At 63.0% G+C, this 24,591-nt stretch carries 23 protein-coding genes and 2 pseudogenes; 8 read left to right on the top strand and 17 right to left on the bottom strand.

What is annotated here, in order from left to right:
• Window positions 1–16 precede the first annotated feature (16 nt).
• On the top strand, window positions 17–1,081 hold the full coding sequence (locus tag J8I87_RS25215; protein WP_209934749.1) for an LLM class flavin-dependent oxidoreductase: 1,065 nt from the start codon (window positions 17–19) through the stop codon (window positions 1,079–1,081).
• A 49-nt stretch (window positions 1,082–1,130) separates the two neighbouring features.
• Here J8I87_RS25215 and J8I87_RS25210 read toward each other — a convergent pair whose 3' ends face one another.
• From J8I87_RS25210 to groES, 6 genes are all read right to left on the bottom strand, one after another.
• Complete coding sequence (locus tag J8I87_RS25210; RefSeq protein WP_209934748.1) at window positions 1,131–2,378, bottom strand: acyl-CoA dehydrogenase family protein; 1,248 nt, start codon at window positions 2,376–2,378, stop codon at window positions 1,131–1,133.
• A 17-nt stretch (window positions 2,379–2,395) separates the two neighbouring features.
• A complete protein-coding gene (locus tag J8I87_RS25205) occupies window positions 2,396–3,400 on the bottom strand; it encodes an NrtA/SsuA/CpmA family ABC transporter substrate-binding protein (RefSeq protein WP_209934747.1) in 1,005 nt (334 codons plus the stop codon).
• A 40-nt stretch (window positions 3,401–3,440) separates the two neighbouring features.
• Entirely contained in the window at window positions 3,441–4,172 is a 732-nt protein-coding gene (locus tag J8I87_RS25200) for an ABC transporter ATP-binding protein (RefSeq protein WP_209934746.1), read from the bottom strand.
• The gene (locus J8I87_RS25195) at window positions 4,169–5,008 is read right to left on the bottom strand and encodes an ABC transporter permease subunit (RefSeq protein ID WP_209934745.1); all 840 of its coding nucleotides are present in this window, start codon (window positions 5,006–5,008) and stop codon (window positions 4,169–4,171) included. Before J8I87_RS25195 ends, J8I87_RS25200 begins: the two co-directional genes overlap by 4 nt.
• A gap of 440 nt (window positions 5,009–5,448) precedes the next feature.
• Window positions 5,449–7,089, bottom strand: a complete 1,641-nt coding sequence (gene groL / locus J8I87_RS25190) for a chaperonin GroEL (protein WP_209934743.1) — start codon at window positions 7,087–7,089, stop codon at window positions 5,449–5,451.
• A 13-nt stretch (window positions 7,090–7,102) separates the two neighbouring features.
• The gene (gene groES / locus J8I87_RS25185) at window positions 7,103–7,393 is read right to left on the bottom strand and encodes a co-chaperone GroES (protein WP_209934742.1); all 291 of its coding nucleotides are present in this window, start codon (window positions 7,391–7,393) and stop codon (window positions 7,103–7,105) included.
• 330 nt (window positions 7,394–7,723) lie between these two features.
• On the opposite strand from groES, the gene J8I87_RS25180 reads away from it, so the two are divergent.
• On the top strand, window positions 7,724–8,038 hold the full coding sequence (locus J8I87_RS25180) for a ParB/Srx family N-terminal domain-containing protein (protein WP_209934741.1): 315 nt from the start codon (window positions 7,724–7,726) through the stop codon (window positions 8,036–8,038).
• Window positions 8,039–8,102: 64 nt separating this feature from the next.
• Here the strand turns inward: J8I87_RS25180 and J8I87_RS25175 are convergent, their stop codons facing one another.
• Window positions 8,103–9,098 (bottom strand): aliphatic sulfonate ABC transporter substrate-binding protein, encoded by a 996-nt coding sequence (locus tag J8I87_RS25175; protein ID WP_209934740.1) that lies wholly within the window; start codon window positions 9,096–9,098, stop codon window positions 8,103–8,105.
• A gap of 244 nt (window positions 9,099–9,342) precedes the next feature.
• Between J8I87_RS25175 and J8I87_RS25170 the strand changes: the two genes are divergently transcribed.
• From J8I87_RS25170 to J8I87_RS25155, 4 genes are read left to right on the top strand one after another with little or no spacing between them, the layout of a single operon-like run.
• On the top strand, window positions 9,343–10,338 hold the full coding sequence (locus J8I87_RS25170) for an ABC transporter substrate-binding protein (RefSeq protein WP_209934739.1): 996 nt from the start codon (window positions 9,343–9,345) through the stop codon (window positions 10,336–10,338).
• Between the two features lie 26 nt (window positions 10,339–10,364).
• Entirely contained in the window at window positions 10,365–11,411 is a 1,047-nt protein-coding gene (locus J8I87_RS25165) for an ABC transporter permease (RefSeq protein ID WP_209934737.1), read from the top strand.
• The gene (locus J8I87_RS25160; protein ID WP_209934736.1) at window positions 11,405–12,217 is read left to right on the top strand and encodes an ABC transporter ATP-binding protein; all 813 of its coding nucleotides are present in this window, start codon (window positions 11,405–11,407) and stop codon (window positions 12,215–12,217) included. The genes J8I87_RS25165 and J8I87_RS25160 overlap by 7 nt, the downstream gene beginning before the upstream one ends.
• Window positions 12,218–12,255: 38 nt before the next feature.
• Window positions 12,256–13,293: an ABC transporter substrate-binding protein gene (locus J8I87_RS25155; RefSeq protein ID WP_209934735.1), complete on the top strand. Its 1,038-nt coding sequence runs from the start codon at window positions 12,256–12,258 to the stop codon at window positions 13,291–13,293.
• 18 nt (window positions 13,294–13,311) lie between these two features.
• Here the strand turns inward: J8I87_RS25155 and J8I87_RS45730 are convergent, their stop codons facing one another.
• Entirely contained in the window at window positions 13,312–13,440 is a 129-nt protein-coding gene (locus tag J8I87_RS45730) for a hypothetical protein (RefSeq protein WP_280923095.1), read from the bottom strand.
• A gap of 38 nt (window positions 13,441–13,478) precedes the next feature.
• Between J8I87_RS45730 and J8I87_RS25150 the strand changes: the two genes are divergently transcribed.
• Entirely contained in the window at window positions 13,479–13,958 is a 480-nt protein-coding gene (locus J8I87_RS25150) for an alpha/beta fold hydrolase (protein ID WP_245254143.1), read from the top strand.
• A 55-nt stretch (window positions 13,959–14,013) separates the two neighbouring features.
• Here the strand turns inward: J8I87_RS25150 and J8I87_RS25145 are convergent, their stop codons facing one another.
• Both J8I87_RS25145 and J8I87_RS25140 read right to left on the bottom strand, forming a co-directional pair.
• Window positions 14,014–15,216 (bottom strand): acyl-CoA dehydrogenase family protein, encoded by a 1,203-nt coding sequence (locus tag J8I87_RS25145; protein WP_209934734.1) that lies wholly within the window; start codon window positions 15,214–15,216, stop codon window positions 14,014–14,016.
• A 43-nt stretch (window positions 15,217–15,259) separates the two neighbouring features.
• Window positions 15,260–15,937: pseudogene (locus J8I87_RS25140) on the bottom strand (aliphatic sulfonate ABC transporter substrate-binding protein); the annotation flags it as partial.
• 15 nt (window positions 15,938–15,952) lie between these two features.
• Here J8I87_RS25140 and J8I87_RS25135 point away from each other — a divergent pair.
• The gene (locus J8I87_RS25135; protein WP_313065788.1) at window positions 15,953–16,621 is read left to right on the top strand and encodes a substrate-binding domain-containing protein; all 669 of its coding nucleotides are present in this window, start codon (window positions 15,953–15,955) and stop codon (window positions 16,619–16,621) included.
• Window positions 16,622–16,645: 24 nt separating this feature from the next.
• Here the strand turns inward: J8I87_RS25135 and J8I87_RS25130 are convergent, their stop codons facing one another.
• From J8I87_RS25130 to J8I87_RS25100, 7 genes and pseudogenes are all read right to left on the bottom strand, one after another.
• The gene (locus tag J8I87_RS25130; protein ID WP_209934733.1) at window positions 16,646–18,253 is read right to left on the bottom strand and encodes a rhodanese-related sulfurtransferase; all 1,608 of its coding nucleotides are present in this window, start codon (window positions 18,251–18,253) and stop codon (window positions 16,646–16,648) included.
• Complete coding sequence (locus J8I87_RS25125) at window positions 18,250–18,846, bottom strand: cysteine dioxygenase (protein ID WP_209934732.1); 597 nt, start codon at window positions 18,844–18,846, stop codon at window positions 18,250–18,252. The genes J8I87_RS25130 and J8I87_RS25125 overlap by 4 nt, the downstream gene beginning before the upstream one ends.
• Window positions 18,846–19,667, bottom strand: coding sequence for a class II aldolase/adducin family protein (locus J8I87_RS25120; RefSeq protein WP_209934730.1), 822 nt, complete (start codon window positions 19,665–19,667; stop codon window positions 18,846–18,848). The genes J8I87_RS25125 and J8I87_RS25120 overlap by 1 nt, the downstream gene beginning before the upstream one ends.
• 19 nt (window positions 19,668–19,686) lie before the next feature.
• Window positions 19,687–20,763: an LLM class flavin-dependent oxidoreductase gene (locus J8I87_RS25115; protein WP_209934729.1), complete on the bottom strand. Its 1,077-nt coding sequence runs from the start codon at window positions 20,761–20,763 to the stop codon at window positions 19,687–19,689.
• An 87-nt stretch (window positions 20,764–20,850) separates the two neighbouring features.
• Window positions 20,851–21,225 (bottom strand): gamma-butyrobetaine hydroxylase-like domain-containing protein, encoded by a 375-nt coding sequence (locus tag J8I87_RS25110; RefSeq protein ID WP_245254142.1) that lies wholly within the window; start codon window positions 21,223–21,225, stop codon window positions 20,851–20,853.
• Window positions 21,222–21,421: pseudogene (locus tag J8I87_RS25105) on the bottom strand (HEAT repeat domain-containing protein); the annotation flags it as partial. The pseudogene J8I87_RS25105 and the gene J8I87_RS25110, both read right to left, overlap by 4 nt.
• 701 nt (window positions 21,422–22,122) lie before the next feature.
• Window positions 22,123–23,778, bottom strand: coding sequence for a sialidase family protein (locus J8I87_RS25100; protein WP_209934728.1), 1,656 nt, complete (start codon window positions 23,776–23,778; stop codon window positions 22,123–22,125).
• Window positions 23,779–24,591 lie beyond the last annotated feature (813 nt).

The following is a 24,591-nucleotide window of genomic DNA, read 5'->3' as shown; positions in this document are numbered from 1 at the left end:
TGGCGATCAGTCACCGATGGCAACCACTTCACTTCCGCGCTTCGGTATATGGGCGCTCGTGCACGGCAGCCGCGCAGCCCTGCAGGACGCCGACGAACCCTACGACGCTTCCTGGGCCCGCAACAAGGCGCTGGTGCTGGAGGCAGAGCAACTCGGCTACGATTCAGTGCTGGTCGCGCAGCATACGATCAATCCGCACGATGCTTCGCTCGATCAGCTCGAAGCGTGGACGGCATCGGCGGCACTCGCGGCGCTGACCTCGCGTATCGAGATCATCGCTGCGATCAAGCCCTATCTTTATCATCCCGTCGTGCTGGCCAAGATGGCGCAGCAGATCGAGCACATCAGCGGCGGACGGTTCGCGATCAATCTGGTGAACGCGTGGAATCGTCCGGAACTCGAACGTGCGGGCATCGGCTTTCCCGAGCACGATGAACGCTACGCGTATGGCCGCGAATGGATCGAAGTGGTGGATGCGCTGTTGCGCGGCGAAACGCTGAATCATCACGGCGATCATTTTCGTATCGACGACTACGCGCTGCGGCCCGCCGATCCATTTCGCGCGCGGCCGCGTATTTATGTGGGCGGCGAATCGGAGCCGGCGCGCTCGCTGGTCGCGGCGCATGGCGATGTGTGGTTCATCAACGGTCAGCCGCATGACGATGTCGCGCGTTTGATCGCCGATGTATCCGCGCGTACGCGGCGCGCGGGGCAGGCGCCGCTGCGCTTCGGCCTCTCCGCGTTTGTGATCGCGCGGCCGACGCGGGCTGAAGCCGAGGCGCACCTCGCGCATCTCTTTGCACTCGCCGAACTCGACAAGCCGTTGCGCGAGCGGCAGAAAGCGAATATCGATCCCAACGTGGTGATGATCCAGACGTTCGCGCAATCGGCGCGCGTAGGTTCGAACGGCGGCACGGCGGCGGGGCTGGTCGGCGATTACGACACGGTGGCGCAGCGTATCGCGGCGTTTCATCGTGCGGGCATCGAACTGTTCATGCTGCAGTTTCAGCCCTTCGAAGCCGACATGCGCGCTTTCGCGCAAGAAGTAGTCCCGCGCGCGCGACGCCTGCTGTCCGACTGAAATATTCCCGACGAGACAGCAGGCCACGCTGCAATGCGGCCCGCTGTTTCTAGAAGAATGCGCCCGTTGGCGGAAGCTGCCCGCTCAACAGGTTTTGCCCAAGCAGCCGCTCCTTGTAGAGCCGCGGATTGTGCGACGCGATCACCTTGATGTTGCGCCAGTGACGGTCCAGCGCACCGGCGCGCGAAACAACCGAGCCCGATCCGAGATCGATCAGCCAGCTGGCGATCTGCGGCGCGAGATCGTCGATCACGACCTTGGCCTCCGATGCCGCGAGCGTTGCGGCAAGCGTCGCGTCGTGTTCGTCGCGCGTGCCGTAAGCGTCCCACGCGCGTTGCAATGCGCCGATTGCGCGATCAGCCGTTGCTTCGATACTCGCGGCATAGGCGCGGATGCGGCCAAGCAAGGCTTGCAACACAGGTTCGTCGGCGGGATGCGGGGTGTCGCCGTGATAGAAGTTGCGTTTGCGTGCGCGCAGCACTTCCACTGCATCCAGTGCGATGCGTCGTGCGATGCCCGCGATGCAGTTCGTCAGATACACCTGATGGAAGGTAAATCCCCATGGCGCGGCGTCGCTGGAGCGCGGCGGATCTTGCGGATAGACATGCGCTGCGGGCACTGCTACCGCACGAAACTTCGCGGTGCCCGAACCCGTCAGGCGCTGGCCGAATCCTTGCCAGTCGTCATCGTCGCTGACGCCTTCGCCGCGTTCGAGCACATATTGCACGGTGCGACCCTCGCGGCTTTCTATCGCGACACCGAGGAACGCATCGTTATACAGATTGCCCGTCGCGTAGACCTTGTCGCCTGAACCGACATAGTGATGTTCAGCCTCGTTCCATTCGAGCCGGCTCAGCACGCGGCTCGATCGCGCGCCTGCTGCGGGCGCATCGGTTTCGGCGAAACTCAGCCCGATGGTTTTCTTCTGCGCCGTCAATGCGAGCACGTGAGCGTGAAAGGGATGGTCTCGCCGCCTTAGCGCCGCTTCGACTTGCCACAGATGATTACGAAACGCGTGCGCGATATTCGAATCCGCTGCGGCAACATCGCGGGCTACCGTCAGCAGTTCGCTCAGGCTGAGGCCGCGTCCGCCATTTTCAGCAGGCAAACGCAGCGAACCGAAACCGTGCGATTTGAGCGACGCAATCTCGTCGTGCGGCAGACGATGCGCCAGTTCACGCTCCGCCGCAGTCGATGCGAACTCAGCAATGATCTGCGACAAGCCGAGCGCAGCGGACAGCGGCGAAACCAGTTTCGGCTGTCCGCTATGGACGATAACAGGATCGGAGTCAGCCATGCGTATCGTCCTCTTCGTCAAACCTTGACGCTGTAATCCGCGACCTTGATGCGCGAGTTGATGATCTTGCGTTCGGCGAGCCAGTCCGCGGCGCGCTGCAGCTGCGCGATGAATGCCACGTCGTCGGGTTCGTGGAACTGGTTGACGCGCTTGAGGCTCGCCAGATAATCGCGGACCTGGTCCGGGTATTTCGCTTCGCGCTGCACGAGCTGTTCCGATTCGACCGGGTGCGCGGATTGCCATGCACCTTCTACGTAGTACGCGTCGATCACCGCGCGCACCAGTTCCGAATTTTCTTCGGCGAACTTCCGGCGCGTCACCAGCGAGCTGTAGTCGATCAGGAATTCGAGGTCGCGTCCTTCGTTGAAGATGTCTTTCGCGTCGTTCGAAAAGCGCGAGATATCGACGGCGGGCGACCACATCGACCATGCGTCGACCTTGCCTTGCGCGAAGGCGGGCGCGGCATCGGGCGGATTGAGGTAGACGAACTGAACCTTGTCGCGATCAATGTGGTTCTTCTCCAGCGCCGCGATCAGCAGAAACTCGCCGAGCCCCGAACGGTTGACGGCGACCTTGCGGCCCGCCAGATCCGCGACCGAATTGATGCCGCTCGACTTCTTCGTGATGATGGCCGTCGAGCGCGGCGAATATACGTCGAACGCGGTGAAGACGATGGGCGAGCCGGCCAACATCGCGGCGAGCGCCGGCGTCGTCGAGCCCCAGAAACCGAAGTCCGCGCTGTTGCCGACCACGGTCTGAATCGACGGCGCATGGTTCGGGAACGGGCCGATCCATTCGACCTTGATGTTCTTCGCGGCAAGCGTCTTTTCGAACACGCCGCGTTGCTTCGCGATATCAGGCAGGCTACCGTAGCCCCAGCCGATCCGAACCGTGTCGGTGTTGCGCTTCAGCTTACGCGCTTCGCCGGCGCGCACGGGCAGCACGCTGCTTGCGGCGAGACCGGCCAGCAGTCCGCCCGCCGCCCGCAAAACCTGGCGGCGGCCAAATGAATGATCGTTCATTGTTGTAAAGTCCTCGAGGTGATGCTGGAAAGCGATCCGATCAGGGCGCGCGTACGCCCAGCTCGTCGAGCAGGACGGAGCGCAACTTCTGCGGCGTGTGGTGTTTTGGCTGGAAGGAAGCGGCGATGCGCCCCGCGCGCATCACCAGAATGCGATCTGCGAGCGTGAGCGCTTCGTCGACGTCGTGCGTGACGATCAGCACGCCAGGCTGATGGCGCGCCACGAGTTCCTTGACGAGCCCATGCATCTTGATGCGCGTGAGCGCGTCGAGCGCCGCGAACGGTTCGTCGAGCAACAGCAGCGCGGGATCGCGCACGAGTGCGCGCGCCAGCGCAACGCGTTGCGCCTGGCCGCCTGACAGGTTGCGCGGCCAGTCGTCTTCGCGGCCTGACAGACCGACCTCGTTCAACGCATGCGCGGCACCCGCACGGCCGACCGTCGTTTCATGGCCGAGCGCGACGTTTTCCCATAGCGTGGCCCACGGCAGCAGCCGGTGCTCCTGAAACACGACGGAGGGCCGCTCTGGCGCACGGATCTGTCCCGCGTCGGGCTGATCGAGGCCGGCCAGTGCGCGCAGCAGCGTGGTCTTGCCGCATCCGCTTTCACCCAGCAGCGCGACGAATTCGCCCTGATGAATGTCGAGATCCAGCGCATCGATCACGACCCGCGTGCCGTAACGGCGTTGCAGGCCGCGCACCGATACGGCGAGCCCACGCTCTTCATTGCGTTCAAGAACATCCGGTTCACGGACGAGAGCAAGACTCGCACTCATTTGCGCACTCCTTGCGCGTAGTTCGCGTGCCACGACAGAAAGCGGGCTTCGAGCGTTCGCACCAGTGCGTCGGCGATCACGCCGATGATCGCGTAGATGATCATGGTCAGCAGAATGACATTGGTTTGCAGGAATTCGCGGGCATCCATCGCGAGAAAGCCGATACCTTTGGTTGTTGCGAGCGTTTCGGCGATCACGAGTGCGAGCCATGCGTGGGCGAGTGCGTATCGCACGCCCGTGAGGATCGAGGGCATGGCGCCGGGCAGGATGATTCGCCGCACGATCGCCGTCCAGTCGAGCCCGATCACCTTTGCGAGCTCCATCAGCTTAGGATCGATCTGGCGGATGCCGAGCATCGTGTTGATGTAAATGGGGAAGAGCACCGCAAGCGCGACGAGAAAAATCTTCGCGGCTTCGCCGACGCCGAACCACACGATGACGAGCGGCAGCATCGCGAGAAAGGGCACGGCGCGCACCATCTGGATCGAGCGGTCGAACAGCGCCTGCGCGAACGGCGAGAAGCCGACGAGTATGCCGAGCGCAAGCCCGATCGTTCCACCGATCACAAAGCCCGCGGCGGCACGCAGCAGCGATACGCCGAGGTGAACGAACAGATCGCCGTTACGCGCAAGGTCGATTGCCGTTCCGAGCACGCTGCTCGGCGCCGGCAGAACCTGCGGCGTGATAAGGCCAAGGCGTGCAGCGGCTTCCCACAGCACGACGACGAGCGCGGGCACGGCCCACGAAAGCCACGTGTGCAACGTGACTTTCGACACGCCAGCACGCACGCGTACTGGCGAAACATGCCCATGACGCGAGGAAGTCAGATCAGACACATGCGCTCCATGATCGCGGTAAAAAAGAGAACGCTCGGCTGCGGAGTTGTGACGGGCAATCCATCCGAAGACGACAGGCGATGTGTCGGGAAAGGTGCGCGTCTCGCGAAGGCGAGGCTGATATTAAAAGCTGGTTAGCGCTGTGAAGACAAACGCTTTTTTGTGCTTTGCTTTTCAGTTCAGCAGGACCGTGGCGAGCGCATGGTTCGACACGATGTCGCAGGGTGATTTTGAAAAAGCAGGCGTATCAGGACTCGATGTGCGCGCTAGCGTGTGACGCACGTAATCGGGTTGTGGATAAAGATAAACATGCGCGCGCTGACTTGAACTTAACAGACTGCTAATACCTCTTTAACTCACACGCCGCGCGAATCTCATCGATACGCGCGGCATTCTTGTGCTGACGCTTCACAACGTCAGCGAACCCTCTCAAACGTGCCTTAGAAATCGAACCCAGGACCCCCCGCACCGGGACCGCCCGGCGCAGGGGCGGGCGCTGCATCCTTGGGCGCTTCATGCACGGTGGCGTCCGTCGTCAGCAGCAGGCTGGCCACGGATGCCGCATTTTGCAGCGCGGTACGCGTAACCTTGGTCGGATCGACGACACCTGTTTCGACGAGATCGCCGTATTGACCCGTAGCGGCGTTGTAGCCATAGTTGCCCGAACCCTCGGCGACCTTGGCGACAATCACGCTCGCTTCCTCGCCCGCATTCGCGACAATCTGGCGCAACGGTTCTTCGAGCGCGCGCCGCACGATATTGATACCGGCGTTCTGATCGGCATTCGCGCCCTTCAGTTCGGCGATCGCCTGCTTGACGCGGATCAGCGCCACGCCGCCGCCCGGCACGATGCCTTCTTCGACAGCTGCGCGCGTAGCGTGCAGCGCATCGTCGACGCGGTCTTTCTTCTCCTTCACTTCGATTTCAGTCGCGCCGCCCACCTTGATGACGGCCACGCCGCCAGCGAGCTTCGCCACGCGTTCCTGCAGCTTCTCGCGATCGTAGTCGGACGTTGCCTCGGCGATCTGCGCGCGAATCTGCTTCACGCGCGCCTCGATGTTGACCTTCTCGCCCGCGCCGTCGATGACCGTGGTGTTCTCCTTGCCGACCTCGATGCGCTTGGCCTGGCCGAGTTCGGCGAGCGTCGCCTTTTCGAGCGTCAGGCCGGTCTCTTCGGCGATCACCTGGCCGCCCGTCAGAATCGCGATGTCTTCGAGCAGCGCCTTGCGACGGTCGCCGAAGCCGGGCGCCTTCACGGCCACCGTCTTCAGGATGCCGCGAATGTTGTTCACGACCAGCGTCGCCAACGCTTCGCCTTCCACGTCTTCCGCGATGATCAGTAGCGGCCGTCCCGACTTCGCGACCTGTTCGAGCACGGGCAGCAGATCGCGGATGTTAGATACCTTCTTGTCGTGCAGCAGGATGAACGGCTCTTCGAGCACGGCGAGCTGGCGATCCTGATTGTTGATGAAGTACGGCGACAGATAGCCGCGGTCGAATTGCAGACCTTCGACCACGTCGAGTTCGTCGGCCAGCGACTTGCCGTCTTCGACGGTGATCACGCCTTCCTTGCCGACGCGGTCGATCGCTTCTGCAATGCGTTGACCGATCGATTCTTCACCGTTCGCCGAGATGGTCGCAACCTGTGCAATCTCCTTGCTGGTGGTGCTTGGCTTGCTGATCTTCTTCAGTTCTTCGACGGCGGCGATCACGGCCTTGTCGATGCCGCGCTTCAGGTCGAGCGGATTGAGTCCGGCCGCCACGTACTTTTGCCCTTCGCGAACAATGGCCTGCGCGAGCACAGTGGCTGTCGTCGTGCCATCACCGGCAGCATCGCTGGTTTTCGACGCGACTTCCTTCACGAGTTGCGCGCCGATGTTCTGCAACTTGTCCGCAAGTTCGATTTCTTTCGCAACCGACACACCGTCCTTCGTGACGATGGGACTGCCGAAACTCCGTTCGAGCACGACATTGCGGCCTTTCGGGCCGAGCGTCACCTTCACCGCATTGGCGAGCAGGTTGACGCCTTCCACCAGTTTCGAGCGCGCGTGATCGCTGAAAGCGACTTCTTTGGCTGCCATGATTGCATTCTCCTCAGGATTGAACGACCGCGACGATATCTTCTTCGCGCAGCACCAGCAGTTCATTGCCGTCGACCTTCACCGACTGGCCCGCATATTTGCCGAACAGCACCCGCTCGCCGACCTTCAGGTCAGGTTCGATACGCTTGCCGTCGTCGCTGCGACGGCCCGGCCCGACGGCGACGATTTCGCCCTGATCGGGCTTTTCGGCGGCGCTATCGGGAATCACGATGCCCGATGCAGTACGGGTTTCCTGATCGAGACGCTTCACGATCACGCGATCATGTAACGGACGCAAACTCATCTGTTTCTTCCTTCAAGACATATAGAAATGGGAATCTCGCTGGCACTCTCATGCGACAAGTGCTGACTGAGAGCCGAGTATAAAAAGCGCCCTGTGTGCGCTCCAATAATCGTTTTGCAGAAACTTAACCGGCCGCACGAGATTAGCAATGCACGTAGCGGCCTAAAGACATCAAGGTGCGCTACATGATCTGGCGCATATCGTTATCGGCTTTTGTTGGTTGCGGCGCCGTGTTGACGGCGCTTAGTCTGGCGGGCTGTTAACCTGTCCGGAGAGTGTCGATGAGTACGATTCCCGCCGCCCCGCACGACGCCGCGCGCGGCGCCGACGATGCGGGAACTCGACGCGCGCTTTGCGCCTGTATTCGAGCACGTAACACCGGCCAATCAACAGGAGCTGGCGCAGGTGGCAGAACTCGCGCGTCCAAAAATTCGAAATGGAGAGCAGTTGGAACCGGTCCCTGCTGAGCGGAGTCACGATGGCAAGCTGGTGCTCACCGATGGACACCATCGGTTCGCAGCGGCAATGGCCGAGAGAGCCAAGATTCGAATGGTCGATTCCTCCGCGACCGAACCGACGCCGCATGCGGACTGGTCTCAGGTCAAGGAGATCGATAGCTTCACGGGCAACGATATGGTCAACTAGGCCCCGGAAGACTTATGCAAGCACTGACAATGAAGGACGAGATTCATCGCCGACCCTGCCCGCGCTAGCCGCCGACCGCCTGCGCCCGCTTCGCGGCAAAGTCCCACAACTGCGCCTGATTCGTCTCGACGCGCGCGGGCAGCAGCCCGTTCTTGTAGAACGTATCGGCGATGATTTGCTGCTCGCCGAAATTCTGCGCGGCAACCGCGCGCACCAGATAACTGCGCCGCGCATTCGCACGTTCGATCGTCGCAGCGTCGAGTCCCCACACGGGCGCGAGCGTCCTGGCCGCATCATCGGGATGCGCGCGCAGCCATTCGCCCGCTTCCTTCAGTTGATCGAACACGACCTGGACCACGTCCGGATGCGCGTCCGCGAACGTGCGCGACGCGAGATAGTAGCGCTGATACGAGGCGAGCCCGTTGCCGTTCGCAAGAATGCGCACGTCGGCGTTCTTGTCGACGGACGCCGCGTACGGGTCCCAGGTGATCCACGCGTCGACGCTGCCGCGTTCGAATGCCGCGCGCCCGTCGGCGGGGGTGAGGTAGCTGATCTTCACGTCCGTCGCTGCGAGCCCCGCCTTGTTCAACGCGGCCAGCAACAGATAGTGGCTGCCCGCCGCTTTCGTCACCGCGATGCGTTTGCCCTTCAGATCGGCGAGCGTTTTGAGCGGACTGTCGTTCTTGACGATGATGGCCTGCGCGCCCGGCGAAGGCGCTTCCTGGGCCACGTACACGAAGCGTGCATGCGCGGCCTGCGCGAAGATCGGCACGGTGTCGGCCACGTCGGCGCTGAAATCGACGGCATCGACATTGAGGGCTTCCGTCAATGGCAAGCCGCTCGTGAACTCGTTCCATGTGACACGCACGTTCAGCGGCGCGAGCGCTTTTTCCAGCGAACCGCGCGCCTTGAGCAGCGTGATGAGCGTCGACGATTTCTGATAACCGATGCGCAGCGCAATAGGCGAAGCCGAAGCTTGCGCGAAACTGTGCGCCGACGTCAGTGCAAACAGCGAAGCGAGTGCGAGGCGCGCGAACGCGCGGCGTGTGATGGGCGCCATACGTGTATTCCGTTTTCCAGGTTGAGCCGAATGAAGCAATGGATCGGTTCGCCATCGTAGCAACGGAATCGCCGCTTTCTAAGCGACGCTTTCAGCTATGGATCACACGCCTGACGATAAGCGTGCGCATGCTTTGAAACATGCAAAACATAAATATTGCCGTGAGATAAACATATATAAATAGAATAATTCTCACTGTGGTCCTTCGTCGTTACGCTTGCCTGCATATCGACTGTGAGGGCCCATGAGCGCTTCTGTTCCAACGTCTTTTTCCGCGCGGCGGCGTGTGCTGCGCGCACTCGCGGCAGCGCCTGCCGTTGCCGCCGTTTCGCTATCGCCCGTGCGCAGTGCGCAGGCAGCCGACGCGGCGTCGACCACCCTCGTGCTAGGCGATCAGGCCGGTGGCACGCGCGCGCTGGCCGAGGCCGCCAAGGTACTCGACGGCACGCCGTATGCGTTTCGCTGGGCGAACTTTCAGGGCGCTGCACCGCTGTTCGAAGCGCAGCGCGCGGGCGCCGTCGATCTCGCGCCCGCCGGCGATCTGCCCGTTCTCGCGGCTGCGGTTGGCGATCCGACCTTGAAGATCGTCGCGACGCGCGTCGGCTCCGGCGCGCAGCTCGGCATTCTCGTCGCGCAGGATTCGAAGATCCGCACGGTCGCGGATCTTAAGGGGCGCACGGTATTCGTCTCATCGGCGCGCGGCAGCATTTCACAGTTCCAGCTATACGGCGCGCTCGCTGAAGCCGGGTTGTCGAGGGACGATGTATCCGTGCGCTTCATCTTGCCTGTCGATGCGTTTGCCGCGTTCGCGTCCGGCTCGATCGAAGTATGGGCGACTTTCGATCCGTACTACGGCATCGCGCTGCAACGCGGCGCACGTATTCTGCGGGACGGCACGGGCATCAACAGCGGGCTGGGCTTTATCACCGCATCGGGCGCGGCGCTCGCCGATACGCGCAAGCGCGCCGCGATTGCCGACGTGCTGCAGCGCTATCAGCGCGCGGGCGACTGGGCTGTCGTCAATCCCGACGCGTACGCGCAAATCTACGCGACGCTCACGCGCTCGCCGCTCGACGCGGCGAAGCAGATCACGAAGCGCGCGTCGCTGAAGCAGCACTTCGTGTCCGACGCGGATATCGCGGTTTTGCAAAAGGTTGCGGACGCCGCGTATCGCGATGCGATTCTGCCGCGCCGCATCGACGTGCGCGCGATCTCGGATACGACCATCGGCAGCGCCTGAGCCGCAATTTCAAGGAGCGTATCGACATGTCCTCAAACCCCCAGGCAATCGATCTCACCCGCCTGCACGCCGATAACGCCGCCGCGCCGCGCGCAGCGACGCGACAGATCGTCGCCGCGCTGGCGACCCTCGCGTGGCTCGGCGGCGCGGCCGTCACGCAATGGTGGCACGCGCTCGACGACTGGCCGTACACGCGCGAACTCATCATCTTGAAGCTCGCGCTGGCGGCACTGTCGGCGGCCATCGGCGTGCGTGCGTGGCGAGCGACCGGCCCGCTCAAGCCGCAAGCGGACGCGCAGCAGGCGCGCATCGACAGATGGCTGGCGGCCTCGCCGTGGCTGCTCGCGCTCGCGCTCGGCATCACTGCGTGGGAAGTCGTCACGGCGCAGCTCGAATGGTTGCCGCGTCCGTTCTTCGCGCCGCCTCAGGCGTTGATCGCGGTCTACTTCGACGATCTGCCGCGGCTTGCATCGAGCGTCGGACATTCGTTCGTGCTGCTCGCTTATGGCTACGTGCTCGGCGCGCTGACGGGCTTTGTGATCGGCGTGAGCATCGGCTGGTCACGTGCGGTCGGTTACTGGCTGCACCCTGTGCTGCGGCTGATCGGGCCGTTGCCTGCCACCGCGTGGCTGCCGCTCGCGTTCTTCTTCTTTCCGTCGAGCTTCAGCGCCAGCGTCTTTCTGATCGCGCTCGCCAGCGCATTTCCCGTCGCGGTGCTCACGTGGTCCGGCGTGGCGGGCGTGAACTCCGCGTACTACGACGTTGCGCGCACGTTGGGCGCACGCGCATCGTTCCTGATCTTGCGCGTGGCGATTCCTGCCGCGTTGCCGTCGGTGTTCGTCGGCCTGTTCATGGGGCTGGGCGCGTCGTTCTCGGTGCTGATCGTCGCGGAGATGATGGGCGTGAAGGCGGGGCTCGGCTGGTATCTGCAATGGGCGCAGGGCTGGGCCGCGTACTCGAACATGTACGCCGCGTTGCTCGTGATGGCGCTGATGTGTTCCGGTCTGATCACGCTGCTGTTCAAGGTGCGCGACCGTCTGTTGGCCTGGCAAAAGGGATTGCTCAAATGGTAGCCGCTACTCAAGCGTTGCACGCGCGTACGGACGCGCGGCAGGGCGCGCGCATCGACGTGCGCAACGTCAGTCATCAGTTCGCGCTGCGCGGCGAGGCGCTGGCCGTGCTCGACGACATCAGCCTGACTGTCGAGCCCGGCGAATTCGTCGCGCTGCTCGGGGCGAGCGGCTGCGGCAAATCGACCTTGCTGCGCCTCGTGGCGGGACTGGATACGCCCGCGCGCGGCGCGCTGCATGCAAACGGCGAGCCGATTGCCGGGCCGGACCCGTCGCGCGTCGTGGTGTTTCAGGACCCGACGCTGTTTCCATGGCGCACGGTGCGCGACAACGTCGGGCTCGGCCCGCAGGCGCAGCGGGCGGGACGCGGCCGCGCAGCGCGTGAGGATGCGGCGGCGCGCATCGACGCCGCACTCGAACTGGTCGGCCTCGGTGAATTCGGGGATGCGTTCCCGCATCAGCTGTCGGGCGGCATGGCGCAGCGCGCGGCGCTGGCGCGCGCGCTCGTCAACGATCCGCAACTGCTCGTGCTCGACGAGCCGTTCGGCAAGCTCGATTCGCTGACGCGCATCCGCATGCAAGGGGAGCTCGTGCGCCTGTGGCAGGCCGCGCGCTTCTCGGTGCTGCTCGTCACGCATGACGTCGAAGAGGCGCTGTATGTCGCGAACCGCGTGATCGTGCTGAGCGAGCGGCCGGCGCGCATCGTCGCAGAAGTGCGCAACGACGCGCCGTATCCGCGTCATCGCGATGATCCGAAACTTGTCGCGTTGCGCCGCGAAGTCCTCGCGCAACTCGGCCTCGATACCTGAATCCGCACGACCACACTACGCACTGGAACAACAACCACATGAAACGCGATCACAACCCTCATCCAACCGCCATCGATCCATCGCGCCGCGCCTGGCTGCGCAAGGCCGCATGGACGGCGGGCGCGGCCGCGCTGGGCGGCGCATCATTCCTGCCCGGCGTGCGCGCCTACGCCGACGAAGGCCTGAAGCCACTCAAGCTCTCGTGGAACGCGGGCGCGATCTGCACGGCGCCCGTGCCCGTGGCCGTCAAGCAAGGCTTCTTCCGCAAGCACGGACTCGATGTTGAGCTGATCAACTTTGCCGGTTCCACCGATCAGCTGCTCGAAGCCATCGCGACGGGCAAATCGGATGCGGGCGTCGGCATGGCACTGCGCTGGATCAAGCCGCTGGAACAGGGTTTCGACGTGAAGCTGACGGCGGGCATCCACGGCGGCTGCATGCGGCTGCTTGCGACCAAAGCGTCGGGCATCGTCGATCTGCAAGGGCTGAAAGGACGCACGGTCGGCGTGAGCGACATGGCGAGCCCGGCGAAGAACTTCTTCGCGATCTCGCTGAAGAAGATCGGCGTCGACCCCGAGAGTGACGTCCACTGGCGGCAATACCCGGCAACTCTGCTCGGCGAGGCCTTGAAAAAAGGCGAAGTGCACGCGATTGCCGACGGCGACCCGACCATCTGGACGCTGCGCGAGTCCGATCATCTGCAGGAGGTATCGAACAATCTGTGCGGCGAATACGCGAATCGCGTGTGCTGCGTGCTGGGCGTGCGCGGTTCGCTGATCCGCAAGGACCGCGCGACGGCGCAGGCGCTCACGCAGGCGCTGCTGGATGCGACGGAATGGACCGCGAACAATCCTGCCGAGGCCGCGGCGATCTTCGCACCGAATGCGCCGAGCGCGAACGTTGCGCAATTGACGGCGATGCTGAAGAGCCACACAGACCACCATCACCCTGTAGGCGATGCGTTCAAGAAGGAGATCGCGCTGTATGCCGACGATCTGAAATCGGTCGGCGTCGTCAATGCCGGGACGGACTCGAGCCGCTTTGCCACGCGTGTGTTTTCGGATGTGCTTGCCTGATCGTTTCGGCTTTCCGTTTCAAGCGACCTTGGCATGTTTGTCGCGTGCGAGTTTCTCGCGGACGTCATGCGTGAGCCGGGCGATATGTTCGGTCAAATCACGCGTCAATTCGGTCGACTCGGTGTTTTGCAGCAGAAGCGCCTGCATTTGTGCCGCCTGATGCGCGAGCGTCGTCGCGGTCGGCCATGAGCCGCTATACGGACGATCTCGCGGAGCTGATCGAACATCTCGATCTGAAGGATGCCGTGCTGGCCGGGCACTCGACGCGCGGCAGCGGGCTCGCGCGCGATATCGGACGGCACGACACGCAGCGCGTGCGCAAGGCGGTGCTGATTGCTGCCGTTCTGCCGCTGATGCTGAAGACGCCCGCCAATCCCGCGACGCGTGCGGGTTTGCCGGTATGCAATGCTCGAACAAGAGCGCTTACGACTGCATCATTGCATTCTCGGAAACGGCTTCATCGAAGACCCGAAAAAGATGATCATGCCTACGCTGGGCTGCACGGCGACGCCGATCGGATCGTGCCGCGGGACGATTCGGGCAAGCTGTCGTCGATGCTGGTGCCGAACGGCAAACTGAAGGTCTGCGAAGGCGCGCCGCACGGCATATGCACGACGCGCGCGCATCTGGTCAACGCCGATCTGCTGCAGTTCATTCAGGCATAGCAGGGGGATAGGCATGTCCCGCCGGCCATAGAGGCGCCGACTGGACTTCGTCGCATCAAAGTGCCGCGAACGCCGCGCGCCCGAGATTGCCCAGCACCGTGTCATTCTGCGGCGTGTGAATACGCGCGCACAGTACATCCCGATAGTGGCGTTCGAGCGCATTGTTGCGGCTCAACCCTGGGTTGCTGCTCGCTTCGAGCGCAAGCTCGACGGCATCGATTGCATGTTTGCTGACGAAATATTTGATTGTCGGCGCTTCCGTCGCGCTCACGTGACCGGCTGCACCAGCGTCGAGCAATACGCGATTGTTGAACAGCAACGCGTCGATGCGTCCCACCGTCTGCTGAAAGCTGTCGAGCGTCGCGAGCGGCGCATTCAGGCCGGACGGCACCCGTTGCGCCGCCCATTTCACGAACCAGTCGTGGGCCGCGCGCGCGATGCCGTCGTAGATCGACGGCAACAACACGTTCATCCACTGGCTGGTAACGGGGTCCATGCCGTTCGCGGGCCCCGGTGTCTGCAGATCGACAGCATGATCGAGCGGCACGCGCACGTTGTCAAAGATCACTTCGTGGCTGCCCGTTGCGCGCATGCCGAGATGATTCCACGGTTCGCCGATGCGGATGCCGGGCATGTCACGATGCACGAGCCACGTGCCGACGCGCGGCGATGCTTCATCGGTGCGGCCCCAGACGGCGAACCACGTCAGCCCCGGGCTGCCCGTCGAGTACAGCTTGCGGCCGTTGAGCACCCAGTGTTCGTTTTCCTTTCTGCCGATCGTCGCAGGCAGTCCGCCACGCGACGGCGAACCGAGTTCCGGCTCGACGCGCAGCGAGTTGATCAACGCGCCGTGCTCCACGGCGTCGCGCGCAATGCGCTCCTTGAGCGCTGGCGGCCAGTTCGGATTCGATTGCAACCGCAGATGGTAAAGGTATTGCATCACGACGATCAGCGCCGTCGACGGCTCGCCGCGCGCAATGGCGCGTATCACTTTCAGCGTCTGCGCGAGCGTCGCCTCGCGGCCGCCGAGCGCGCGCGGCACGGTCAGCGAGAGGAGCCCGGCGCGCCGCAGCGTCGCCAGATTGTCGTGCGGGAAATGTGGACCGGCGTCGAGCGCGGCGGCGCCGACGGCGAATTCGTTCGTCAGCGCGGCGAGCCAGGCATCGGCGCGCGGGCTGTCGAGGTCCGCGAGCGCTTCGAGGGCATTGGCGTCGCGCGCGGTATCGATGAGCGCAGTATCGGGGTGGCGGCGAGTCATACCAGGCTATCAATATCGACTTGGCAAAAGAAGCGGCATGAGATCATTGCGCATCCAGCGGAAACTCACGGTCGAAACTCGGCGCTACATCGAGGCGCGTCTTGATGACATCGGCGCGTCGATAGAGATCGGCGGTCTTCTGCTGTTCGGCGATCACATGATCGTCGATGGCGATGGGATGCAACTGCGCGCGCTGATAGACCGTCTTCAACACATCGGGCGGCAAGCCCGTGACGTGCGACTGCATCGCGGCGACTTCATCGGGATGCGACAACGCCCAGCGCTGTCCCGCGGCGACGCGCTTCAGGAAATCCGCGATTTCCGCGCGCTTGGCTTTGATTGACTCTTCGGTTGCCGCCTGAAAGCTCAGCCCCGACGACAGATTCACGCCATTTGCGATGCTGCGGTCGTGATCGCGCTGTTCGGCGAGCGCGACGTACGGGTCCCACGTGGACCACGCATCGACGTTGCCCGACGCGAGTGCGGCCTTGGCATCGGCGGGTTGCATGAAGCGCAGCGATACATCCGACAGTTCGATGCCCGCGCGCTCCAGCGTCGCGATGGCAAGGTAGTGACCGATCGAGCCGCGTGTCGTGGCGATGCGCTTGCCTTTCAGATCGGCGGCGCTTTTGATCGGCGACCGGTAGGGGACGATGATCGCGAGGTCGATGGGCTGCGAGCGCGTTACCGCGACCGCGCGCACCTTGGCTCCGGCCGCATAGCGCTCAAACACCTCGTGACTGACGATGCACCGCTGGCGGGCGTGCTGCGCATCGGCGTCGCGCAGACGGTCGCGGACGTGGCGATGCTCAAGGCCTTGCATGCATTGCGCGAAGCGCATCCGGAACTGCAGGCGCGCGTGTCGACGGGCTGGGGCAATCCGCTGCTGCAAAAGGTGGAAGACGGTGAACTGGACGCCGCCGTGGTGCTGCTGCCCGCCAATCGTGCGCTGCCGGACACGCTGCTGGGCGAGTCGCTCGGGCCGTTGAAGCTGGCCGTCGTCGCGCGCAAGGGCAGCATGAAGAAGCGCGTGCATACGCTCGCCGAGTGTCAGGCGCACGGCTGGGTATTGAATCCCGACGGCTGTGGCTTTCGCGCGGGCTTGCAGCATGCGCTCGCTGCGCAAGGCTACGCATTGAAACTGAATCTCGAAACGCTCGGCACCGAGCTGCAACTCGGCCTCGTCGCGGATGGCGTCGGGTTGGGGCTCGTACCGTTGCCACTGCTGCATGCAAGCCCCCATGCGGCGCAACTCGACGTGATTCCACTCAGCGACTTCAGGCCGGAAATCGCCGTGTGGATGGTGCGCTCGCGCGCGCTCGGCAAGATGCAGTCGGCCTTGACGGTACTGGCCGCGAGTATCGAAAGGAGCTTCAAAGCCGCGCGTTTGTCGCGCGCGGCATGAAGTGTTGCGCGACGAACGCGCAGATCAGATCACGAAGAAGCCATGCGTGCCGTCGCGCTCCAGTTGCGCGACGAGTCCGTATTCCCACTCCAGATACGCATTCATCGCTTCGCGCGCATTATCGGTGCCTTCATACGGACGCCGGTACCGGTCGATGCGCGGCGACGCGAGATGCGTTTCGCCGCTTTCGACGGGTAGCCCCGCGTGTACCCATGCCGACGTTCCGCCATCGAGCACCTGCACGCGCTTACCCGTCAGCGCCGTAATGTCCGGCGCGACATAGGGCGCGAGCGCACTCGTGCCGCACGTCACCACATAGCGCTTCGCATCGGGCAATGCACGTAGATCGTCGAAAGCGTTCGACAGCCGCGAGCGCACGATCCAGTGAGCGCCGGGTATATGTGCCTTCACGTGATTCGCGCTGGTCGTCACATCGAGCACGACCGTTCCGCTCGCCGTATCCGCGAGCAGCGCGGCGAGTTGTTGCGGGGTGAGCGTCGGTGTCCAGGCGGGCTGCGGCCTGGCAGCCTGCCACGCTCCGCTCGCGGTCAGATCGTCCGCCGATGCGCCGTCCACCACGTAGGTGTCGATGTTCATTTGCGCAAGCCACGAAGCCGTCATGTTCGCGCGCACGCCGTCATCGTCGAACAGCACGACACGCGCACCGCGCACGGGCGCGAACATGTCTGTCTCCTGCACCAGCTGGCCGCCCGGCGCGCCCTGGAAGCCCGGTGCGTGCGCGTGCTCGTATTCGGCGGGCGTGCGCACGTCGAAACGATACGTGGTGCGGGCGGAATCGGCGGCCCAGCGCGCGGCTTCGTCGAGCGTCGTGCGGCTCACACCTGCGCGTTGCGCGAGTGCCAGCGACGCGCGCCGCGACGCGTCGAGCTGCGCGCCGTCGCGGCCCGCATGGAGATCGAAGCGCCGCTCGCTGCCATGTTCGAGCTGCTGGCCGGCCAGCGTCCAGCCGATCGTGCCGTTGCGCAGCGCCGCGACGGGATTCGGCAGCCCCGCATTCACGAGCGACTGCGTGCCGATGATGCTGCGCGTACGTCCCGCGCAATTGACGATCACACGTGTGGTCGGCTCAGGCGCGAGCGCACGCGCGCGCAGCACGAGTTCCGCGCCGGGCACGCTGATGCTGCCCGGAATGTTCATCGTCTGATATTCGTCGAAGCGGCGCGCGTCGAGCACGACGATGTCGTCGCCATTCTTCAGCAGTGCATCGACCGCTTCCGCCGACAGCGACGGCGTGTGCCGCTGCGCTTCGACGAATTCGCCGAACGCCTTGCTCGGCACGTTGACGTCGCGGAACACTTCGCCGCCCGCGCTGATCCAGCCGTCGAGTCCGCCTGCGAGCAACGCGACGTTCGTATAGCCGAGCGAGGTCAGCGTGTCGGCGGCACGTTGGGCGAAGCCTTCGCCTGCATCGAACAGCACGATAGGCACGTCGCGACGCGGCAGCCGCGTCCACGCGTCGAGTTCGATGCGCGATAGCGAGAGATTGGCCGCAAAAAGCGGATGGCACTGCGCGTGCGGATCTTCTTCACGCACATCGAGCAGCGCGATCTCACGCTTTGCCAGCAGCGCGTCGCGCACCTCTTCATATGTACGCACGGGATATGACTTCATGAATGACGACGTTCCTTGCTGAGGTCCCACAGGTTCGGGATGGTTTCGTTCGAGTAGCCGGAGATGAAGGGCTTGCCGAGACCGTCGGGCGTATACGTCGAGCGCTCAACGGCGCCGATGTTCGCACCATACACGTGAATGCTGACGGATACGCGATCGTCGTACGCATTGCGCACGCGGTGAATATCGCCGATGCGCGGCGAAACGGCTTCGACAGCGCCAGTTTCAAGTCGCATTTCTTCGCCCCATTGGCGCAGCACGCCGTCGTCTTGCCGTTCGAACGACGCGGCGAGTTCAGCGCCGCGCAACACGCCGATCAAACCCCACACGGTGTGATCGTGAATCGGCGTTGCCTGTCCAGGTCCCCAGACGAAGCTGACAACCGAAAAGCGTTGCTGTACGTCGGCATACAGCAGGTATTGCTGATAGCGTTCGGCGGACGGCTGGGCGAACGCATCGGGCAACCAGTCGTCGACGCGGATCAGGTTTTTCAATGCAGCGGCGCCGCGTTCGAGCAGCTCCGGTTCGGCAGGCTTCGCGTCGATCAGCGCCGCGATTTCGCCGACAAAATGGCGCAGTTTGTGATTCGGCATCAGTCGAGCAACTCCCGTTCCTTTTCGACCAGTCCTTCGTAGAGGCTCTCGAATGCATGCTGTGCGCCGCCCGGGCGGCCGACCTGCCGGTGCGTCAGGACGGCGATGTCGTGCGGAATCGGTTGAGGCGTGCCGGCAGCCAGCGCAAGCAGTTGTGCATGGCAGGCGTTGTCGAGCGCGATGTACCACCACGCAGCCGCTTCGACGCTTGGACCGGCCGTCAGAATGCCGTGATTCTTCAGAATCACCGCCTTTTGCTGTCCGAGCGCGTGCGCAATGCGCGCGGCTTCGTCGGTATCGAGTACGACGCCGCGGAAGTCGTCGAACACTGCATGGTCTTCATAGAACGAGCAGGCGTCCTGCGTCAGCGGATCGAGCTTGCGTCCTAACGTGGACCACGCCTTGCCGTACAGTGAATGCGTATGCGCGGCTGCGACGACGTCGGGCCGTGCTTCATGTATCGCGGCGTGAATGGCGAATGCAGCCTGATTCACGGGGCCATCGCCGACAACGATTTCGCCATGTCGATTGACGAGCAGCAGATCGGACACGCGAATGCGGCCGAAATGCTTGCCGAGCGGATTGACCCAGAAGTGATCGGTCCATTCGGGGTCGCGTGCGGTGATGTGCCCCGCGAGCCCTTGCGCGAAGCCATAGCGCGCGAACAGACGGAATGCGCCTGCAAGGCGCTCCTGACGATGGCGGCGCTCTTCGGCGAGCGTGCGCTGCGGTGCGTTGTCGTCGTCGAACCAGAATTTGCGGACGGGCGTGTCGCGCAACGTGAGCGCGGACGCGGGCGTATCGTGGAGTGCGGTGCTCATGCGTGGATGCGCTCCGTTCTCAAGCGGCGCGGCGTGCACGCGCAGTCAGCTCGCGCGTCGCGGGAATCAGTTCGCGGCCGTAGTCGATTGCATCTTCGAGGGGATCGAAGCCGCGCACGAGAAACGTCGTCACGCCGATGTCGTAATACTCGGAGAGCGTTTGCGCGACTTGTGCGGGCGTGCCGACCAGCGCCGTCGAATTCGAGCGTCCGCCGATCTCCTTTGCGACAGCCGTCCACAAGCGGTCGTCGGCGCGCACGCCGTCTCCCGCTGCGGCAAGCAGGCGCTTTGCGCCTTCACTCTGTTGCGGGCCGCCGCGCGAGAAGCCCTGTTCGACGCGCAGACGCCGCGTCTCTTCGAGAATATGCTCGGCGCGCTCCCATGCCGCCTTTTCCGTCGCGGCGAGGATCGGACGGAACGACACGGAGAAACGCACGGTGCGCCCATGTTTGGCCGCTTCGCCGCGCACGCGTGCAATCAGTTCCGCCACCTGCTGTTTCGATTCGCCCCACAACGCGTAGACAGCGGCATGCTTGCCCGCGACGGCAAGGGCCGCCTGGGACGCACCGCCGAAGTAGATCGGCACGTGCGGCGTCTGCTTCGGCTTCACATCGGAAAAGGCCTTTTCGAAGCGATAAAAACGGCCTTCATGATCGAACGGTGCGTTCTCTGTCCAGACGCGCCGCAGAATCTGCAGGTACTCGTCGGTGCGCGCATAGCGTTCGTCGTGTGCTAAAAAGTCGCCGTCGCGGCGTTGATCCTCGTCGCTGCCGCCGGAGATGAAGTGCACGGCGAGTCGTCCGCCGGAGAAATGATCCAGCGTCGCCAGTTGCCGCGCAGCCAGTGTCGGCGCAACGAAGCCGGGACGATGCGCGAGCATGAAATGCACGCGCGACGTGACGCTCGCGGCGTAGGCTATCGTGATCGTCGCATCGGGGCTGGTCGAGCTGTGCGGCACGAGGATGCGGTCGAAGCCCGCGTCTTCGTGGGCCTGAGCGAAGGTGCGCACGTAATCGGTATCGATCGCGGGGCCTTGAGGAAGATGCGTTTCCGATACCTTGCGCTGCTGGATCATGCCGATGAATTCGACGCTCACGTTGGCTCCTTGCCGGATGTTCCGCTTCGACGGACGTTGAGATGCGAAAGCAGACGCGCTCGGCGTCTACGGGTCGAAATCAGGCTATCACCGCGTTATGCAGAATTTAAATAGTAAATTCAGATAAAGATATCGGGTGCGCATGTTAGACGTGACGTGACATGCGCAAGTGTCAATGCGTGCCGGGCAGTTGCGCCAGAAAGGCCCACACGGGAAGATGCCGCGCTCGTGGCGGTCGCTGAACAGCAGTTGCACGCCGTATCCCGCAGCGTGTACGTCGAGCACGGCGATGTCGTCGGGTGCTGTGGGTTGCGCGCCATGCAGACGGACGCGTTTCCATTCGGCGCACGGACAATGCTGGCGCAACAGACGATGCGCGATGCGCTGCGTCGCGCCGTCCGGCCAATGCAAGATCAGCGTGTGCGCCGTGCCGTCGATTTCGATGCGCAGGGGCGTTTTCATTGCGTGGCGTCCGCGATCTGCTGCAACGCGATCCGCACGGCCTTCCGGACTTCGGGGTCGGCGTCGTCGAGTGCTTCTTTCAATGCGGCCAACGTGGACGGCTCGCGCAGTTCGCCGAGCGCGAGCGCCGCTTCCTTGCGCAGGTTGCTATTGCATGCGTCAGCAGCACGGCCACCGGCTGCGCGGCGGCGCGCTCTGAGTAAGTGCGATGTGCTAGAAGTCGCCCGCTTGCTTCTCGTTATGTTCGTGCGAAAGCGCGTCGACGTTGAAAGTGAACGACTGTCCAAGACCTAAACCGTTTTCGGGCCGGTCAACGCGTAAGCTTCGCGCAAGTTAAAGCGCATCCGGTTGGAAAAGACTGTGTGTTAGCGCACATTCGCGCTTGATCTCCGGACACCAGTGCAATCACGATATGTAGTGGACTGCTGAACTGGCAGGGGACCCGTCGTTTCGGGTCGCAGGTCATTCACCGTGGGGCAGCGATTCGGCCGATCGCGGCGGTGTTTATAGCATTTGTACTCGGTGGGCATGGCAGGAGTTGCGGGTGCGCCGTGTGAACAAGAAGGAACCGATTACTTGTCCACGAATGGCCGTTCCGAGCGACCGCTCAACTCTGATACCAGCCCCTTGCACCTCGGGGGCTCGACCGGCCGCAACGGGTCGTCCACGGCCCGACGGGCGTTTGCACGGCCGGGAAGCTCACGCGTGACGGGACGATCGTTAAGCTTCGGCCATGAGTGGTCCTTCGCGCAGGCTGGTGACCGCTCATGGAAACGTCCGATTCATATCCCGCTACTGACGTTCTCTCAGCATCGTCGCGAATCCGCCGATTCTCGTCACCGAACGAGCTGTTGTGGGGAATCGGCGGCGACCTCCCTTAGTCGCCGCCGGTTGCGCTCACGGCAAGGTGATCTTACGGGTAAATTCGGCCGTTACGTTGGGACTCGTGGCTGTGCCGAATACAGGGTAGACGGTTGCGGGTCCGCTGGCGGTCAGACCCATGTAATCGCCGAGGAAATGGCCACCCGCCACGGGAGCGTCAAGCATGTTGAACGAGGCGTCGGTCAGTCGTCGCTCATTGACCCAATTGGCAGGGTTGGTGCACGCGGTGGCAGTGGAGCAGAACACCGCGAAATAATCGGTGCCCTCGAAGCCGGCAGAGGTGTTAGTGTCGTTACGGAAGTCATAGTAAGTCACCACGATCGTATTGCCGTCGCCCGAGGCTACCACCGCAGGGATGAAAGCCTGCTGACGGCAGGGGTTCGTCCCGTTTGACGGCGTCTTGTTGATCATTACGGGCGTCGACCATGTAGCCCCACCGTTATCTGACTCGCTGAAGACGATCCCGTCGATCGGAATCGATCCTGTGGGGGTGGTGCAGGTCGCAGTTGAAAAGCGATCGTCCTGCCAGGTGAGATAGATCGCCCCCGACTTTGGGTTCACAGCGACGCTGTAGAGAATGGAAGCATCGCGTACCGGCTCGCTGCTATCCGGAGTTACCACTCCGACCACGCTGATGTCGTGGGGGAACGTCGGCCCCGTCCAGTTCACGCCTTTATTTGCCGACTTTATATACCCAATGCTTAAACCCGACTGCGTCACGTTGATCGCGGTGAAGAAATTGAGCAGGGTCCCGTCAGGCAGCACCCGCACAATGTTGTTGATGGTCTGTGCGTTCGTGCCCGGCCGGTAAATGGGGGTGGCTGTGCTCCAGGTCAAACCGTTGTCGGTGGATCGCGAGAAGAAACTCGGGCCAGTGAAATTAAACTTGAAAACTGGAGCGCCGCCCGCTGCCGACGCTGCAGCGTCACGCAATTTGCGCGCGATCAGGACACCATCGTTTTCCGCGAGCAACTGGGCGGCCTCCTTCGTTTGTGGGAACACGCTCAGCTGATCCCACACTGCATAGACGTACTTGTTCGCGGTCGGATCAGCGGTGAGGGCGTTCTTGTCATTGAGCACGTGCGGAGAGTTGTTGCGAATCAGCGTAGCGGGCGGTTGCCACGTCGCGCCGTGATCGGTGGAGCGACTGACCAGCATCGCGCTATTGCGTGCGCCAAACGGAGTCGTCGGCTGCGCGGGGTCCAACACCAGCGAGAAAAAGAATGCCGTTCCGTCTTGCGCGAAGTCTACCCAAGGATCGGACGCGCGACGGAATTTGCCCCCGGTGCAGTCAGTAACGCCGGATGGGATCGAGTTAGTCCAGGTGCCGCCCGCATCGTTGGAGACGACGCCGACGAGTCCGCGCGAGCCACCATTGTTCCAGCGGTCCTGCTGGTGACCGACGAGGAGGCGAGACGGGTTGGTCGGATCGGTTGCCGCCCATGGCTCGATCGATGTGGCCGGAAACAGGACGCTCCCGAATGCTGACTCCTGCGCTTGCAACTGGTCTGCCGTGCATCCGCTGAATGGATCGCCCTGAGCCACGGTGACGGTTGATCCTAGCGTCTGCGCCTGGGAGCCTGGCCCGATCAGGCACGTAACCGCGATGACACCGCCAGCTGCGATGCCCTGGCAAACAAAGCTGGACAGGCGTCTAAGATTGATTTTCATTTTGTGCCTCCTGAAAAAGGATAAAACGCCTGCGCATTGCCGGGTTCCCGTCATCCGCGCCATGCGAAAGCGACTTGCTCAACCGCAAATCCAACGCTTGCTACTTCCCGTCAAGAGATGCACCGATACACCTCCGATGCGCCTACTGAAGCACACTAGATCCCGGAGGCAGAGACCGTGTGAAAAATTCATCACGGATGCAGGTCCATGAAGCGCCGTCCCCATCGCTATTGACTTGGTATGGGGTTTGCAGAAGGGCGATGGAAGCATGTATGTGCTTGAAGAAGCAGAAGGGCGCCTCAATTCAACTGCCCTCCGTACCGCGCCCGATCAGCCTCATGGCGTGAAGATGCTGACTACATCAGTGTCTCGGTCTTAAAGGCGATTTGAAAAGCATCATCGAAGCATCAGGAGCTCTTATTACGGAGCTGTGCAATAAGCCCCGCTTTGCGCGGTCGCCAAGTCACGACCGAACACCAAAGGCCAGTCTGGCGCCACTGCCTCGGAGTAGATCTACGACTCGTTGTAGACATTGACGAGATGAACTTGCGAGCCGCAGCAACGGAGGTCGTGCGTTGCCATTCGCGTAATACTCTCGTCGATTGCACACCGATTAGCAATTAACGGCAAGCGTTCGATATCGGTGCGGAGATAGTTGACAATTCATCGATTAAAGTTCCAAGATCGCCGACTAACCCGCGGGAATAGGATCGAAAATAAGTATTGACGTCGTTAGGGAAAGTGTTCAAAACTCGCCCATATCATGCTGTTCAACCCGAAGCCTGCCAGGCACAATAAGCGCATGAAACAGAC

It is taken from the genome of Paraburkholderia sp. LEh10, from assembly GCF_017814945.1.
Classification (GTDB): domain Bacteria; phylum Pseudomonadota; class Gammaproteobacteria; order Burkholderiales; family Burkholderiaceae; genus Paraburkholderia.
The sequence above is the reverse complement of the archived record's forward strand: the minus strand, read 5'-3'. Positions and strand labels throughout refer to the sequence as shown.

Coding starts and splice junctions, on each gene's coding strand:
- groL (WP_209934743.1), bottom strand. CDS start 7,089: ATGGCAGCCAAAGAAGTCGCTTTCAGCGATCACGCGCGCTCGAAACTG.
- J8I87_RS25130 (WP_209934733.1), bottom strand. CDS start 18,253: ATGAAGTCATATCCCGTGCGTACATATGAAGAGGTGCGCGACGCGCTG.
- J8I87_RS25210 (WP_209934748.1), bottom strand. CDS start 2,378: ATGGCTGACTCCGATCCTGTTATCGTCCATAGCGGACAGCCGAAACTG.
- J8I87_RS25200 (WP_209934746.1), bottom strand. CDS start 4,172: ATGAGTGCGAGTCTTGCTCTCGTCCGTGAACCGGATGTTCTTGAACGC.
- J8I87_RS25110 (WP_245254142.1), bottom strand. CDS start 21,225: ATGAAAACGCCCCTGCGCATCGAAATCGACGGCACGGCGCACACGCTG.
- J8I87_RS25215 (WP_209934749.1), top strand. CDS start 17: ATGGCAACCACTTCACTTCCGCGCTTCGGTATATGGGCGCTCGTGCAC.
- J8I87_RS25145 (WP_209934734.1), bottom strand. CDS start 15,216: ATGACTCGCCGCCACCCCGATACTGCGCTCATCGATACCGCGCGCGAC.
- J8I87_RS25100 (WP_209934728.1), bottom strand. CDS start 23,778: ATGAAAATCAATCTTAGACGCCTGTCCAGCTTTGTTTGCCAGGGCATC.
- J8I87_RS25170 (WP_209934739.1), top strand. CDS start 9,343: ATGAGCGCTTCTGTTCCAACGTCTTTTTCCGCGCGGCGGCGTGTGCTG.
- J8I87_RS25160 (WP_209934736.1), top strand. CDS start 11,405: ATGGTAGCCGCTACTCAAGCGTTGCACGCGCGTACGGACGCGCGGCAG.
- J8I87_RS25120 (WP_209934730.1), bottom strand. CDS start 19,667: ATGAGCACCGCACTCCACGATACGCCCGCGTCCGCGCTCACGTTGCGC.
- groES (WP_209934742.1), bottom strand. CDS start 7,393: ATGAGTTTGCGTCCGTTACATGATCGCGTGATCGTGAAGCGTCTCGAT.
- J8I87_RS45730 (WP_280923095.1), bottom strand. CDS start 13,440: ATGCAGGCGCTTCTGCTGCAAAACACCGAGTCGACCGAATTGACGCGT.
- J8I87_RS25150 (WP_245254143.1), top strand. CDS start 13,479: ATGAGCCGCTATACGGACGATCTCGCGGAGCTGATCGAACATCTCGAT.
- J8I87_RS25125 (WP_209934732.1), bottom strand. CDS start 18,846: ATGCCGAATCACAAACTGCGCCATTTTGTCGGCGAAATCGCGGCGCTG.
- J8I87_RS25165 (WP_209934737.1), top strand. CDS start 10,365: ATGTCCTCAAACCCCCAGGCAATCGATCTCACCCGCCTGCACGCCGAT.
- J8I87_RS25205 (WP_209934747.1), bottom strand. CDS start 3,400: ATGAACGATCATTCATTTGGCCGCCGCCAGGTTTTGCGGGCGGCGGGC.
- J8I87_RS25175 (WP_209934740.1), bottom strand. CDS start 9,098: ATGGCGCCCATCACACGCCGCGCGTTCGCGCGCCTCGCACTCGCTTCG.
- J8I87_RS25180 (WP_209934741.1), top strand. CDS start 7,724: ATGCGGGAACTCGACGCGCGCTTTGCGCCTGTATTCGAGCACGTAACA.
- J8I87_RS25155 (WP_209934735.1), top strand. CDS start 12,256: ATGAAACGCGATCACAACCCTCATCCAACCGCCATCGATCCATCGCGC.